This window comes from Pseudomonas sp. AC211, from assembly GCF_979258055.1.
The window spans coordinates 1190705-1204661 of sequence record NZ_OZ409830.1 but is presented as its reverse complement, the minus strand read 5'-3'; the positions used below and the strand labels follow the sequence as shown (position 1 = coordinate 1204661).

13 protein-coding genes are annotated in these 13957 nt (G+C 59.3%); 9 read left to right on the top strand and 4 right to left on the bottom strand.

Annotated elements, in window-relative coordinates:
- The first annotated feature begins 196 nt into the window (after positions 1 to 196).
- The 3 genes from rloA (at position 197) to ACZZZP_RS05760 (ending at position 3409) form a co-directional block, all read left to right on the top strand.
- Positions 197 to 748 (top strand): retropepsin-like aspartic peptidase RloA, encoded by a 552-nt coding sequence (rloA, locus tag ACZZZP_RS05770; RefSeq protein ID WP_122492491.1) that lies wholly within the window; start codon positions 197 to 199, stop codon positions 746 to 748.
- A 144-nt stretch (positions 749 to 892) separates the two neighbouring features.
- The gene (gene rloB / locus ACZZZP_RS05765; protein WP_463382090.1) at positions 893 to 2419 is read left to right on the top strand and encodes an osmotic stress tolerance membrane protein RloB; all 1527 of its coding nucleotides are present in this window, start codon (positions 893 to 895) and stop codon (positions 2417 to 2419) included.
- 3 nt (positions 2420 to 2422) lie between these two features.
- The gene (locus ACZZZP_RS05760; RefSeq protein WP_122492493.1) at positions 2423 to 3409 is read left to right on the top strand and encodes an alpha-L-glutamate ligase-like protein; all 987 of its coding nucleotides are present in this window, start codon (positions 2423 to 2425) and stop codon (positions 3407 to 3409) included.
- Positions 3410 to 3893: 484 nt separating this feature from the next.
- Here ACZZZP_RS05760 and ACZZZP_RS05755 read toward each other — a convergent pair whose 3' ends face one another.
- Positions 3894 to 4493 (bottom strand): FMN-dependent NADH-azoreductase, encoded by a 600-nt coding sequence (locus ACZZZP_RS05755; RefSeq protein ID WP_463382089.1) that lies wholly within the window; start codon positions 4491 to 4493, stop codon positions 3894 to 3896.
- 133 nt (positions 4494 to 4626) lie between these two features.
- Complete coding sequence (locus ACZZZP_RS05750) at positions 4627 to 4956, bottom strand: 3-phosphoglycerate kinase (RefSeq protein WP_122492495.1); 330 nt, start codon at positions 4954 to 4956, stop codon at positions 4627 to 4629.
- A 48-nt stretch (positions 4957 to 5004) separates the two neighbouring features.
- Between ACZZZP_RS05750 and ACZZZP_RS05745 the strand changes: the two genes are divergently transcribed.
- From ACZZZP_RS05745 to ACZZZP_RS05725, 5 genes are all read left to right on the top strand, one after another.
- Positions 5005 to 5931: a LysR family transcriptional regulator gene (locus tag ACZZZP_RS05745; RefSeq protein ID WP_463382088.1), complete on the top strand. Its 927-nt coding sequence runs from the start codon at positions 5005 to 5007 to the stop codon at positions 5929 to 5931.
- A gap of 30 nt (positions 5932 to 5961) precedes the next feature.
- On the top strand, positions 5962 to 6750 hold the full coding sequence (locus ACZZZP_RS05740; RefSeq protein WP_463382087.1) for an alpha/beta fold hydrolase: 789 nt from the start codon (positions 5962 to 5964) through the stop codon (positions 6748 to 6750).
- A 79-nt stretch (positions 6751 to 6829) separates the two neighbouring features.
- Positions 6830 to 7393, top strand: a complete 564-nt coding sequence (locus tag ACZZZP_RS05735) for a peptidylprolyl isomerase (protein WP_463382086.1) — start codon at positions 6830 to 6832, stop codon at positions 7391 to 7393.
- Positions 7394 to 7534: 141 nt separating this feature from the next.
- Entirely contained in the window at positions 7535 to 9367 is a 1833-nt protein-coding gene (locus ACZZZP_RS05730) for an ABC transporter ATP-binding protein (protein ID WP_463382085.1), read from the top strand.
- A 272-nt stretch (positions 9368 to 9639) separates the two neighbouring features.
- The gene (locus ACZZZP_RS05725; RefSeq protein ID WP_122492500.1) at positions 9640 to 9906 is read left to right on the top strand and encodes a DUF2790 domain-containing protein; all 267 of its coding nucleotides are present in this window, start codon (positions 9640 to 9642) and stop codon (positions 9904 to 9906) included.
- A 30-nt stretch (positions 9907 to 9936) separates the two neighbouring features.
- On the opposite strand, the gene ACZZZP_RS05720 is transcribed toward ACZZZP_RS05725, so the two are convergent.
- Both ACZZZP_RS05720 and ACZZZP_RS05715 read right to left on the bottom strand, forming a co-directional pair.
- Positions 9937 to 11061, bottom strand: coding sequence for a GNAT family N-acetyltransferase (locus ACZZZP_RS05720; protein ID WP_463382084.1), 1125 nt, complete (start codon positions 11059 to 11061; stop codon positions 9937 to 9939).
- Positions 11062 to 11259: 198 nt separating this feature from the next.
- Positions 11260 to 12612 carry an OprO/OprP family phosphate-selective porin gene (locus tag ACZZZP_RS05715; RefSeq protein WP_463382083.1) on the bottom strand — a complete coding sequence of 451 codons (1353 nt, stop codon included), beginning with the start codon at positions 12610 to 12612 and terminating at the stop codon, positions 11260 to 11262.
- Between the two features lie 513 nt (positions 12613 to 13125).
- Here ACZZZP_RS05715 and ACZZZP_RS05710 point away from each other — a divergent pair.
- Positions 13126 to 13824 (top strand): pirin family protein, encoded by a 699-nt coding sequence (locus ACZZZP_RS05710; protein WP_122492503.1) that lies wholly within the window; start codon positions 13126 to 13128, stop codon positions 13822 to 13824.
- The last annotated feature ends 133 nt before the right edge of the window (positions 13825 to 13957 follow it).

Genomic DNA, 13957 nt, shown 5'->3' with positions numbered 1-13957 from the left:
TGCCACGCAACCGCCTGTCGCCGCTGAAAATCTGCATGTTAGAATGCGCCGCGCTTGAAGCCTGCCAGCCTGCACCGTTCGGGCTGCTAGACTCACTCGCCATGAACCTAAGCCCTTGCTGTTAAGACTAAGTGACTTGATCCGGGACTGCTCCACACGGACCCCGCTGAAATTTCCACGATCCGTTTTAGGACTTATGACACTCAAGCCCTTAGCCCTCTTGTTATCGCTCGTTCTGTTGCCGGCCCTCAGCCAGGCGGCGGAAAAGGGTGTGTATGGCCTGAACGAATACGCGCAGCTCACCGACATTGATCTGCAAGTGGCGGCCAAGCTCGACACCGGCGCCAAAACCGCTTCGCTCAGTGCCCGCGACATCAAACGCTTCAAGCGCGATGGCGAAACCTGGGTGCGCTTTTACCTGGCCATCGACGACGCCCACGCGCACCCCATCGAGCGGCCGCTGGCGCGCATCAGCAAAATCAAACGCCGCGCCGGTGACTACGATCCCGACGAAGAGAAAACCTATACAGCACGTCCGGTCATCGAACTTCAGGTATGCATGGGCAAAGCCCTGCGCACCATCGAGGTCAACCTCACCGACCGCAGCGCGTTCCAGTACCCCTTATTAATTGGTTCCGAAGCGCTAAAACGCTTCGATGCCTTGGTCGACCCCAGCCTCAAATACGCCGCCGGCAAACCCGGCTGCGCGGTGGCAGAAGACAGCAGTGAGAAACAACCGGTGAGCTAAACGGCCTACCCGGCCGCGCCCGTTACACCGAAACAGCTTCAAGAACGTGAGCTCCACCGCAATGCCATTACCTGCACCGCGCCCTGCCTGGGGTCATGTGGTACAGCGACACTGACAAGATTGATTAATGGACAGGTTCCCCACATGCGCTCTCTTACCCTGCATCTGAAAGTCCTGATCGCCATTTTGGTGACCCTGGGCGTTCTGATTACGGCCTACCAGATTTTCGTCGTTGGCATTCCGATTACCGAGGATGAAACCGACGATCTGTGGAACATCGATGCCAAGGTCGAATTCCAGGCCACACCGAAAAACCCGGTGAAGGTGCAGATGTTCGTGCCGCCGCTGAGCCAGGATTATGTAAGCCTCAACGAGAGCTTCATTTCCAATAACTACGGGGTGAGCATCAACCGCGTCGACGGCAACCGTAAGGTCACCTGGTCGGCCCGTCGTGTCAGTGGCAACCAAACGCTCTACTACCGCCTGGTGCTGACCAAGCGCTACAGCGGTGAAAAACCGAAAGCCAAAGGCCCGATCTTCCGCGACAGCATTGCCGTTGAAGGCGCTGAGAAAATCGCCGCCGAAGCCCTGATGGCGCCGATTCGCCAACACTCGGCCGACATCGAAACCTTCATCAGCGAAACCATCAAGCGGGTCAACAACGTCAACGACGACAACGTCAAACTGCTGCTGGCAGGCGACACGTCGACCCCGAACAAAGCCAAAACCATCGAACTGCTGCTCTCCATCGCCCACGTGCCGATGGAGCGGGTGCACACCATTCGCCTGGTGGCCGATCAACCGCAAACCCCGGAACTGTGGCTGCGCAGCTTCAACGGTCAGGACTGGTTGTACTTCAGCCCCGAAACCGGCGAACAAGGCCTGCCGGCCGACCGCCTGGTGTGGTGGACCGGTGATGAAAACCTGGTGAGCATCGAGGGCGGGAAAAAACTGCAGGTGCGCTTCAGCCTTAACAACAGCCAGATGAACGCCATTCGCCTGGCCAAGCTGACCGACGAAAACACCGACGCCGACTTCCTCGAATACTCGCTGTACGGCCTGCCGCTGCAAACCCAGCAAACCTTCATGATCATGGTGATGATCCCCATCGGCGTGCTGGTGATTCTGGTGCTGCGTAACCTGATCGGCCTGCAAACCCTGGGTACGTTCACCCCGGTGCTGATCGCCCTCGCCTTCCGCGAAATGCAGCTGGGCTACGGCATTGCGCTGTTCACCATCATTACAGCGCTGGGCCTGTCATTACGCTCGTACCTGGAGCATTTGAAACTGCAGATGTTGCCGAGGCTGTCGGTGGTGCTGACCTTTGTGGTGGTGTTGATCGCCACCATCAGTTTGTTGAGCCACAAGTTGGGCCTGGAACGCGGGCTGTCTGTCGCGCTGTTCCCGATGGTGATTCTGACCATGACCATCGAACGCCTGTCGATCACCTGGGAAGAACGTGGCGGCGGCCATGCCATGAAAGTGGCCATCGGCACGCTGTTCGCCGCCTCCCTGGCGCACCTGCTGATGACCGTGCCGGAGCTCAACTACTTCGTCTTCACCTTCCCGGCAGTGCTGCTGATTCTGGTGGGCTTCATGTTGGCCATGGGTCGTTATCGCGGCTATCGCCTGACCGAGCTGTTCCGCTTCAAAGCCTTTCTGAAGGACTGAGCCATGTTCGGCATGATCAAAACGTGGAAGGCCCTGGAAGCCAAAGGCATCATGGGCATCAACCGGCGCAACGCGGACTACGTGCTCAAGTACAACAAACGGCACCTGTACCCGATTGTGGATGACAAGATCATCACCAAAGAGCGGGCGATTCTGGCCGGCATTCATGTGCCGGAAATGTACGGCATCATCGAAACCGAAAAGCAGATCGACAAGCTGCCGGAAATCATCGGCGACCGTCCCGACTTCGTCATCAAGCCTGCCCAGGGCGCGGGCGGCGACGGCATTCTGGTGATCGCCGACCGTTTCGAAGACCGTTACCGCACGGTGTCCGGCAAAATCGTCAGCCATGAAGAGCTGGAGCATCAGATTTCCAGCATCCTCACCGGCCTCTACTCACTGGGCGGCCACCGCGACCGCGCGCTGATCGAATACCGGGTTACGCCGGACCAGATCTTCAAAAGCATCAGCTACGAAGGCGTGCCAGACATCCGCATCATTGTGCTGATGGGTTACCCGGTGATGGCCATGCTGCGTTTGCCCACTCGCCAATCTGGCGGCAAAGCCAACCTGCACCAGGGCGCCATTGGCGTTGGTGTCGACCTGGCCACCGGCGTCACGCTGCGCGGCACCTGGCTGAACAACAAAATCAGCAAGCACCCCGACACCACCAATGCCGTGGATGGCGTACAGCTGCCCAACTGGGATGGCTTTATGAAACTGGCCGCCGGTTGCTACGAACTGTGCGGGCTGGGCTACATCGGCGTAGACATGGTGCTCGACCAGGAAAAAGGCCCGCTGATTCTGGAACTCAACGCCCGCCCCGGCTTGAACATCCAGATTGCCAACGACTGCGGCCTGACTCACCGCGCTCATGCCGTGGAAGCACGCATTGAAGAACTGACCGCCCAGGGCGTGGTGGAAACCGCAGAAGACCGCGTGAAATTTTCCCAGAGCCTGTTTGGCAACGTGCATCGGCCAGAGATTTGATTGGCGCGCAGCGCAACGAAAAGCCCGGCCGATGCCGGGCTTTTTTATTGGCCAATCCACAGAGCCATTTCGACCAGACTCAATGAGTTTTATCGCCAACCCCCGACCTGTAGGAGCGGCTTAAGCCGCGATTGGCCTGACCTGCAAGCGCATTCTCTCCCACCATCGCATCGCGGCTAAAGCCGCTCCCACAGGTAGCATTTCCACCAGACACAACGAGTTTTATCGCCAACCACCGACCTGTAGGAGCGGCTGGGCGGCATCCCGATTAGCCGCGCTTGGCCGGGCCTGAAAACGCATTCCCTCCCACCATCGCATCGCGGCTAAAGCCGCTCCCACAGGTAGCATTTCCACAAGACAAAAAAATGCCCAACAGAACAAGGGGAGCGTCTGTCGGGCGGATACACGCAGGAGCGGGCGTGTGAAGTAGGAGCATTAACCAACCGGGGCGCCGCTCCAGCCGAGCAGGCGCCTCGTCAATTCATCAAGCCACTTGCGCCAGCTGCGCCTTGGCTTGATTCAAACCTTTTTCCATAAACTCGCCACCCAGGTTCAAACCCTCAGCGTGAATGAAGCTCACGTCGTGAATGCCGACAAAGCCCAACGCCTGGCGCAGGTAGGGTTCCTGGTGATCCAGACTGCTGCCGGCGTAAATGCCGCCACGGGAGGTCAGCACAAAGGCGCGTTTGCCGGTGAGCAGGCCTTGCGGGCCGGTTTCGGTGTATTTGAACGTCACGCCGGCACGCAGCACATGGTCGAGCCACGATTTCAGCGTGCTGGGAATGGTGAAGTTGTACATCGGCGCGGCCAGCACCAGCACGTCGGCGGCGAGCAATTCATTGGTCAGGGTGTTGGAGCGAACCAGGGCGGCTTTTTCGGCGTCGCTCTGCTGGTCGGCGGGCGTCATCCAGCCGCCGAGCAGGTTCATGTCCAGGTGCGGCACTTGGTCAACAGCGAGGTCACGAACGGTGATGGTGTCGCCAGGGTGGGCGGCCTGCCATTGCGCAATGAACTGCGCGGTGAGTTCGCGGGAGATCGAACCCTGGGTGCGGGCGCTGCTTTCAATCACTAAAACCTGAGACATGGGACCTGCTCCATCTGCGTTGTGCGTGCGATGGAGCTAGACTAATGCGGCATAAATCGATAAAAAAGCGTAAAAAACCGCTACAACCTATCTATTTATTTGATTTATCGCCTCGTTAACCCTAGGCTCAGCACTAGACAGGTTTACAGGTGACGCGGATGCGCATTTTGATCACTTGCGAGGTAAAGCGGCCGGTCAGCAACGCGTCTTTGCCGGGTTGCAGCGTGACCTTGCGGGTGCGAGGTGCTTCCGGCCCGTTGCGGAAAACCGCCGTGCATTCGGCGGCGGCCTGGCCATAGTTGTAGAGCTGCACCGCTCCCATGTTGAAGTCGACTTCCTGGGTCGATGCCGACACTTCGGCGCCATTGAGCTTTTTCTCAAGCTCGATGGGAAACGCGAAGGCGGTCAATGGCAGTGCGCTCAGGGGCAGCGCAGCAAAGGCTAAACACAACAACTTATTCATCAGTTGGTCTCCGGCAGGGAGCACAGCTTAGGACAAGAGGATGCGAGGATGAAAGCGCCCCGGGTAACCCTGGATCAGTGGCGAACGTTGCAAGCGGTCGTCGACCATGGCGGTTTCGCCCAGGCAGCCGAAGCGTTGCACCGCTCGCAGTCGTCGGTGAGCTACACCGTGGCCCGTATGCAAGAGCAACTGGGCGTGCCGCTGTTGCGTATCGACGGTCGCAAAGCCGTGCTTACCGAGGCCGGCGATGTACTGCTGCGCCGCTCGCGGCAGTTGGTGAAAAACGCCAGTCAGCTGGAAGACCTTGCCCACCATATGGAACAAGGCTGGGAAGCCGAGGTGCGTTTGGTCGTCGATGCCGCCTACCCCACCGCCCGCTTGGTGCGTGCGCTAACGGCGTTTATGCCGCAGAGCCGTGGCTGCCGCGTGCGGCTGCGTGAGGAAGTGTTGTCGGGCGTGGAGGAAGTGCTGAAAGACGGCGTCGCCGACCTCGCCATTTGCGGCTTCAACGTGCCGGGCTTTCTCGGCTCGGAAATGAACCCGGTGGAGTTTGTCGCCGTCGCCCACCCCGAACATGCCCTGCACCGCTTGCAGCGGGAAATCACCTTTCAGGATCTCGAATCCCATATGCAGGTGGTGATCCGCGACTCGGGCCGCCAGCAACCCAAGGACGTCGGCTGGCTTGGCGCCGAGCAGCGCTGGACCCTCGGCAGCCTGGCCACCGCCGCCACCTTCGTGGCCAGCGGGCTGGGCTTTGCCTGGCTGCCGCGCCACCTGATCGAGCGCGAATTGCGCGAAGGTGTGCTCAAGGAACTGCCGCTGGACCGTGGCGGCAGCCGCCACCCCACGTTCTTCCTCTATACCAACAAAGACAAACCCCTGGGCCCGGCCACGCAGATTCTTATCGAGCTGCTGCGTAACTTCGACGCCGCGCCGCTGGACGCCCCATTCGCCGCACCCGCCATGCACAACTGACCCCGCAGCCGAGCAAGCCAGGAGGCACACATGCCGTATTTCGATCACGACGATTGTCAGCTGCACTACGAGGAATACGGCACCGGCGCGCCCTTGGTGCTGGTCCACGGCCTGGGCTCCAGCACCCTGGATTGGGAATACCAAACGCCCGTGCTGAGCCAGCACTACCGCGTGATCAGCCTGGATGTGCGCGGTCACGGCCGCTCCGACAAACCGCGCGAGGCCTACAGCATCAGCGGTTTTGCCGAAGACGTGGCGGCCCTGATCGAACACCTGAATTTACCGCCGGTGCACCTGGTGGGCATTTCCATGGGCGGCATGATCGGCTTCCAGGTGGGCGTCGATTACCCGCACCTTTTGAAAAGTCTGACCATCGTTAACAGCGGTCCGCAAGTGAAGGTGAAAACGCCGAAAGACGCGCTGATGGTGGCGCAGCGCTGGACGTTATCGCGCCTGCTCAGCCTGGAAGTGATTGGCAAAAAGCTCGGCGGTTTGCTGTTTCCCAAGCCCGAGCAAGTGGAGCTACGCCTGAAGATTGAACGGCGCTGGCCCATGAACGACAAACGCGCCTACCTCGCCAGCCTCGACGCCATTATCGGCTGGGGCGTGCGGGAACGACTGGCGCGCATAACCTGTCCTACGCTGGTGGTAACGGCCGACCACGACTACACCTCGGTGGCCAGCAAACAGGCTTATGTCGACGAGCTGCCCAACGCTCGCCTGTTGGTGGTAGAAGATTCGCGCCACGCCACGCCCATGGACCAACCCGAGTTCTTCAATGCCCAGCTGTTGGCATTTCTTGCCGAGGTGGACCGTTAAACTGCCCGGCTACAGCTGCTCCTCCATGCCAATAACCTGTTTCTCCACACCAATAAATAGTCCAAACAAGGTCTTCGCCATGTTGAAAAAAGCCACCCTCCTCGCCTGCTCCGTGCTGTTCGCCAGCCACCTGTTCGCCGCCGACGCGCAAGCCGGCACGCACGTGCTGCTGACCACCAGCCTGGGCGACATCGAAATCGAACTTGAAGACCAGAAAGCGCCGATCAGCACCAAGAACTTCCTCGCCTATGTCGACAAGGGCTTCTACAGCAAAACCATTTTTCACCGCGTGATTCCGGGCTTTATGGTTCAGGGCGGCGGCTTCGACACCGACATGCGCCAGAAGAACACCGACTCGCCGATCAAGAACGAAGCCGACAACGGCCTGCACAACGTACGCGGCACGCTGGCCATGGCGCGCACCGGGGTTGTTGACTCGGCCACCAGCCAATTCTTCATCAACCAGAAAGACAATGCCTTCCTCGATCACGGCGGCCGCGACTTCGGTTATGCCGTGTTCGGCAAAGTGGTTAAAGGCATGGACATCGTCGACAAAATCGCCCAAGTGCCCACCGGCCGCTACGCCGGCATGAGCGATGTGCCGAACACGCCCGTGCTGATTCTGGCCGCCAAACGCCTGTAACTTCTGCCCGCGACGCGGCGGAACGAAAGCGTAGCGAGCGACAGCAGGCCACCCGAAAGCAGACGGAAAACGAGCAGTTGGCGTTTTCCGTTTGGTTTTTCAGCGCCGCCTAACCGAGCGCAACAGCTTTTCAAGAGGTTTGTGATGTTTCGCCGTTTCGAGCAATTGATCGACATCTTCCGCCCCGCGCCCAGCGAGGCACCGCCCACGGACGTGTGGCGTTTCTACCTGTACTTTCTGCGCCAGGCCTGGCCCAGTTTTGTGGCGTTGATGATTGTCGGCCTGATCGTCGCGCTGATCGAAGTGGCGCTGTTCAGCTTTCTCGGCGACATCGTCGACTGGGCGCAAAGCACCCCACCCGCCCAATTTTTCGAGCAACACGGCACCGCGCTCCTGTGGATGGCCGCCGTCACCTTGTTGCTGCGCCCACTGTTCAACGGTTTGCACGGCCTGCTGGTGCACCAGACCATCAGCCCGAGCCTGACCAACCTGATTCGCTGGCAAAACCACAGCTACGTGCTCAAGCAGAGCCTCGGGTTTTTCCAGAACGACTTCGCCGGGCGCATCGCCCAACGCATCATGCAAACAGGCAACTCCCTGCGCGACTCCGCCGTGCAAGCCGTCGACGCGTTGTGGCATGTGCTGATTTACGCCATCAGCAGCCTGGTGCTATTTGCCGAAGCGGACTGGCGGCTGATGCTGCCGCTGCTGGCGTGGATCGTTTGCTACATCGGCTCGCTGGTGTACTTCGTGCCACGGGTGAAAGCGCGCTCGGTGATCGCGTCTGAATCGCGCTCCAAACTCATGGGCCGCATTGTCGACGGCTACACCAACATCGCCACGCTCAAGCTTTTCGCCCACACCAACTCCGAGCAGAACTACGCCCGCGAAGCGCTGCACGAACAGAACGTGACCACGCAAATGGCTGGCCGCGTGGTGACGGTGATGGACGCGGTGATTACCGCCATGAACGGCGCATTGATCGTCGGCACCACGGGCCTGGCGTTGTGGCTGTGGAGCCAGGGGCTGATCACCGTGGGCGCCATCGCGCTGGCGACCGGCCTGGTGATTCGCCTGATCAATATGTCCGGCTGGATCATGTGGGTGGTCACCGGCATTTTCGAAAACATCGGCACCGTGCAAGACGGCATGCAAACCATCGCCCAGCCGCGCAAGGTGCTCGACCGTGCCGACGCGCCGCGCCTGCAAGTGCCCCAAGGCGCGGTGAGCATGCGCAACGTCAGCTTTCACTACGGCAAAGGCGCGGGTGTGATCGGCGGGCTCGACCTGGAGATTCGCGCCGGCGAGAAAATCGGGCTGATCGGGCCGTCCGGCGCAGGTAAATCCACCTTGGTGAATTTGCTGTTGCGCCTGTACGACCTGGAAGGCGGCGAGATTCTTATCGACGGTCAGAACATTGCCCACGTCGCCCAGGAAACCTTGCGCGAACGCATCGGCATGGTCACCCAGGACACCTCGCTGCTGCACCGCTCCATCCGCGACAATTTGCTGTACGGCAAACCCGACGCCACCGACGCCGAACTGTGGGAGGCAGTGCGTAAAGCGCGGGCCAGCGAGTTTATTCCCGAACTCTCCGACGCCCAGGGCCGCCTCGGCTTTGACGCCCATGTCGGCGAGCGCGGCGTGAAGCTGTCCGGCGGCCAGCGCCAACGCATCGCCATCGCCCGCGTATTGCTCAAAGACGCGCCGATTCTGATCCTCGACGAAGCCACCTCGGCGCTGGACTCCGAAGTAGAAGCCGCCATTCAGGAAAGCCTCGACAGCCTGATGCAAGGCAAAACCGTCATCGCCATTGCCCACCGCCTTTCCACCATCGCACGCATGGACCGTTTGGTTGTGCTCGACAACGGCCGCATCGCCGAAAGCGGCACCCACGCCCAATTGCTGGCGCACAAAGGCTTGTATGCGCGGTTGTGGCACCACCAAACGGGTGGGTTTGTGGGGCTTGATTGATCGCGACGCTCTCACGTCCGAACCCCGAATCCTGTAGGAGAGGCTTTAGCCTCGATGCTCTCAAAGCCAGCAAAACCGTTAGCTAGCTTTCTAATATCAACGTCACCGATGCCGACTAACAAGATCATTGATTATTCAAACCGACCCTGCGGCTGTTTAGATAGGCCCGTCGCTACCTGCGACAGAAAGCCGCAATGCAAACCTTCTCTGCCGTTTACCGAAGATTTTCGTTGCTGCTTTTAATCGACCCCCACTGTTGAGGAAAGGCCATCATGAAAATAGCTTCACTGGTTACCGCCGTTCTCTCCGGCTTCGCTCCTGGCGTGTTTGCCGATGATCTCAACCCCGCCCCGGGCGCTGGCCTGCCGGCAGTGGATTACCACTACGGCATGAAGGTCGATGTAGCCAAAGTGCTGCACCGCACCGACAACTCCGGCAAAACCGGTGTCGTGCCTGTGATCGTGGTCTACGAAGACAGCCTCGGCGAAGTGCACAAGCTGAAGTATCAAGAATGGGGCGGCCGCGCGCAGAACGGCTAACCCGCCGCCCGCCGGGCTTAGACCACCGCGCTAAGCCTGGCGAAACGGCAAGAGCGTCTTCGCCTCTTCGGCGTAGGCGCGAATGCCGGCCCGTTCATCCTCAAGAAAATCCGCCACCGCATCGCGCAGTCCTGGGTGACACAAGTAGTGCCAAGACTGGGTAATCACCGGCTCGAAACCCCGAATCAACTTGTGCTCGCCCTGAGCACCGGCGTCGAAACGCTGCAAGCCAAGACTGATCGCATAGTCCATGCCCTGATAAAAACAGGTCTCGAAGTGCAAGCGATCAAACTCCGCCAGGCATCCCCAATAGCGCCCATACAAACTGTCGCCAGCCACCAGGCTGAACGCCATGGCCACCGGCCGCGCGCCTTGAATGGCGAACACCACACGAATCGCCTCGGGCATGCGCTCGGCTAACAGGCTGAAGAAGGTGCGCGTCAGGTACGGCATCTGCCCGCGCACGGCGTAGGTGTTGGCGTAGCAGGCGTAGACGAAATCCCACTGCGCTTCGCTCAGCGCCTTGCCTTCGTACCATTCGAATTCGATGCCCTGCCCTGCCACTTGCTCGCGCTCTTTGCGCATTTGCTTGCGCTTGCGTGAAGCGAGCACGTCGAGGAAATCGGCGAAGTCGTGGTAGCCACGGTTCTGCCAATGGAACTGACAACCCAGGCGCTGCAACCAGTTTTCGCGGCCGTCGAGCAAGGCGCTGGCCAGCTCATCGGTGAAATTGATATGCAGGCTGGAAAGACCTTGGGCCGGTAACTCGGCAGTCAGCTCGTTCAGTAGCATTGAGGCGCTGTCAGGCAAGCCGAGCAAACGCGGCCCGGTGACTGGCGAGAACGGCACGGCGCCGAGCAGCTTGGGGTAATAAGGAATGCCCGCGCGCTGGCTGGCGTCGGCCCAACCGTGGTCGAACACGTATTCGCCGTAGGAATGACTTTTCAAATACGCCGGCAGCGCCGCCTGCAATTCGCCTTGGTCGTTCACCCACACGCGGTGCGACGCCCGCCAACCGCTGCGCCCGCCAATGCTGCCGCTGTCTTCCAGCGCCGATAGAAACCCATGGCGCAAAAATGGCTGCGACTCGGGCAGCAACGCGTCCCAGGCCGAGGCGGGAATGGCGGAAAGCGAGTCGACAATGTGCACGGGCATGGGCGGTTCCACGGCGGGTTAGACGGCCCGGTCATCATAACGGCAGCTTGGCGGGTGTGGTCAAAAGCATCGAGGCTGAAGCCTCTCCTACAGGGTGTGCGCCGCGATGCGCTTCTATTAATACGCGCCCATAAAAAAAGCCCCGCACGAGGCGGGGCTAAAGAAAGGAGCAGAACCTTTGTTGCGTGGAGCTACAGCTTAGAACGCGTATTGAGCGCGAATTACGAAACCGTCGCCGTCGTCGTCGCCAGTGCGGCGAGCTGGAACTGGGCCAGCGGCTGCGGTGGCGTTGTAAACCTTGTCAGTTTCAGCTTTTACGTAGGTTGCGCTGATTTTCACTGCTTCGTTCGCATACCAGTTAACGCCAAGGTTGTGAACGTTCGCTTGTCTATCACCTGCGTCCAGAGTCAAACGGGTGGTAGCGTTGAGCGCGGTGTCATCTTCAACCTTGATGCCGTCGTAGCGATAGAACAGTTCCCATGCGCCAATCTGGTTGTTCGCTGGCTTCAGCGCGTCAAATTTGCCCAACTTGTAGCCACGCGCTTCGCCGGTCAGGGTATACGCAGCTTGCACGTAGTAGCCCTTGGCTTTGATGTCTTCAAAGTTCGATGCATCTGCCTTCAGTTTACGAGTCATGTACTCGCCTTGAAGGGAGAACGGACCAACAGCCCAGGCCGCTTCCAGACCCAGCGCGGTGTCATCGTCGTACGAGCCAGCAACTGTGTTGTTGCTGCCAGCGAAGATAACGCGGTTGCCGTTAACTGCGCCGGCATCGTTACCGCCAGTGGTTTCTACGCCACGCATGCCCAAACGGCTACGGAAACGGGTGTCAATGATCGAGTCGGAAACGTCGCGGCGGGCGGCGCTGAAGCCGAAGTGCAACACGTTGCCAGCGTCGTGCAACGGGGCGAATACGCCGCGAAGGTTAACCTGCTTGTTAGCATCGCCGTCGGTGTCGTTGTTGTCTTTCGAGAACGCACCAGCAGAAACGTAGATCGAGTCGCCAATAACGCTGGACGCTTGCAAGCCCATGCCGTTCTGGTGGCTGTTGGCCCAGTCGATGATGTCGTAGAAGGCGTTACGCTCAGGCGCAGTCACCCACTTGGAGCTGGTGGCTTTTTCCAGACCGAACTCTGGGTCGAAGCGGCCCACTTTGATGGCAGTTGGGTTGAAGCCGATGTAAGTGATGGAAGCTTCGTCGAAGTAACCGTCATCAGCACTACCGGAGTTGTGCGAGAAATCGTAGTTGATGTTGTACAGCCAGTCGCTGAACGCGATGCCGGAGAACTCAAGGAATGCGCGACGGAAGTAGGCGGCGTCAGCGGTGTCACCGTTCTTGGTGTAAATACCGTCGAAGCGGCTGTAGTCAGCTTGCAGACGGCCGCCGATTTTGAAACCGAACGACTTGTCAGTAGTAGCCACTTCAAGGCCACCTTTAGTTTTTACAACGATGTCAGCGCCGTCAGTAGTAACGGTACCGGCGAAAGCCTGGGCGGAAATGGCCAGGGCCAGGGCGCTGGCGGCAATACCGGCGAAGTGCTTACGGATCATCGAAGAATTCCCCTATTGGTCTTTGAAATACACCCGAGCGGCTGGCTCGTTTGTGCTGGGGGAATACTGGCGGGGGGTTATTTCAGCTCAGTTGCTTTTATATAAATGTTTTATGACAAAGGAACTTTTTTACTTCTAATAGGAATAACCATCCAGACGCTCTAGCACGCTGGTTTCAGCCGTTTTTCTGGCACGGTGCCAGCACCGGAGTTTTCCATTTCGGCTAAAACATGGCTGTCACAAAGCGGGAATGTGACAACCGCCTGTCTGCGTGGTCGAGCATCATCTACGAGGGCAAATGGCATCCCAGGCGCACTAAAAACTGTCAAAAAAGCAGCCATTAACATATCGATCTATTCGATAATTCAAGGGCGAAAATTGCGCTATTCAGCCATATCAAACCGATAGATCATGGCACCCAACACCAGCGGCATCCCACCGTCTGACTTGCGCTATGCAGCACAGACCAGACCCAACGAGCGCCACCTGGCTAACCAACGGAGGACACAAGTCATGATCGAACGTCGACCTTTTGAGCAGATGGGTGGTGCCAACCATGGCTGGCTGAACGCTCGCCATCACTTCTCGTTTGCCGAGTATTACGATCCGAGCCGGATGAACTGGGGCCAACTGCGGGTGTGGAACGACGATGAAATCGCTCCGCAAAGCGGCTTCCCCCGTCACCCGCACCGGGACATGGAAATCATCACCTACGTACGTGAAGGTGCCATTACTCACCAGGACAACCTGGGCAACAAAGGCCGCACCGAAGCCGGTGATGTGCAGGTAATGAGTGCGGGCACGGGCATCGCCCACAGCGAGTACAACCTTGAGGATGAAACCACCAAGATCTTCCAGATCTGGATTCAGCCGACCGAGTTCAACTCGCCACCCGCCTGGGGCGCCAAGCCGTTTCCCAAAGGCGAACGTGCCGGTGCATTCGTGACCCTGGCCAGCGGCGACAAAGCCGACAGTGAAGCCCTGCACATCCGTGCCGACGCCCGCTTGAGCGCAGCCACGCTGAAGGCCGGCCAGCAAACCGAATACCGCCTTGGCACCCATCGCAAGGCGTATCTGGTAGCGGCCAGCGGTGTGATCAGCGTCAACGGCGTGCAAGCCAACGCCCGCGACGGCGTGGCGGTCAGCGGTGAAGAGGTGTTGGTCTTCAATGCCGTGGAAGATGCCGAAATCATTCTGGTGGATGTGGCTTGATTCCCAGCCTCGGGCAGTAAAAGAAGCAGCCTTCGGGCTGCTTTTTTTTGTCCCCTCGCCCGCTTTCTGTAGGAGAGGCTTCAGCCTCGATTCGTGCAAAAGACTTTCCTCGTTGCGCTCAAGAGTGCAGCCG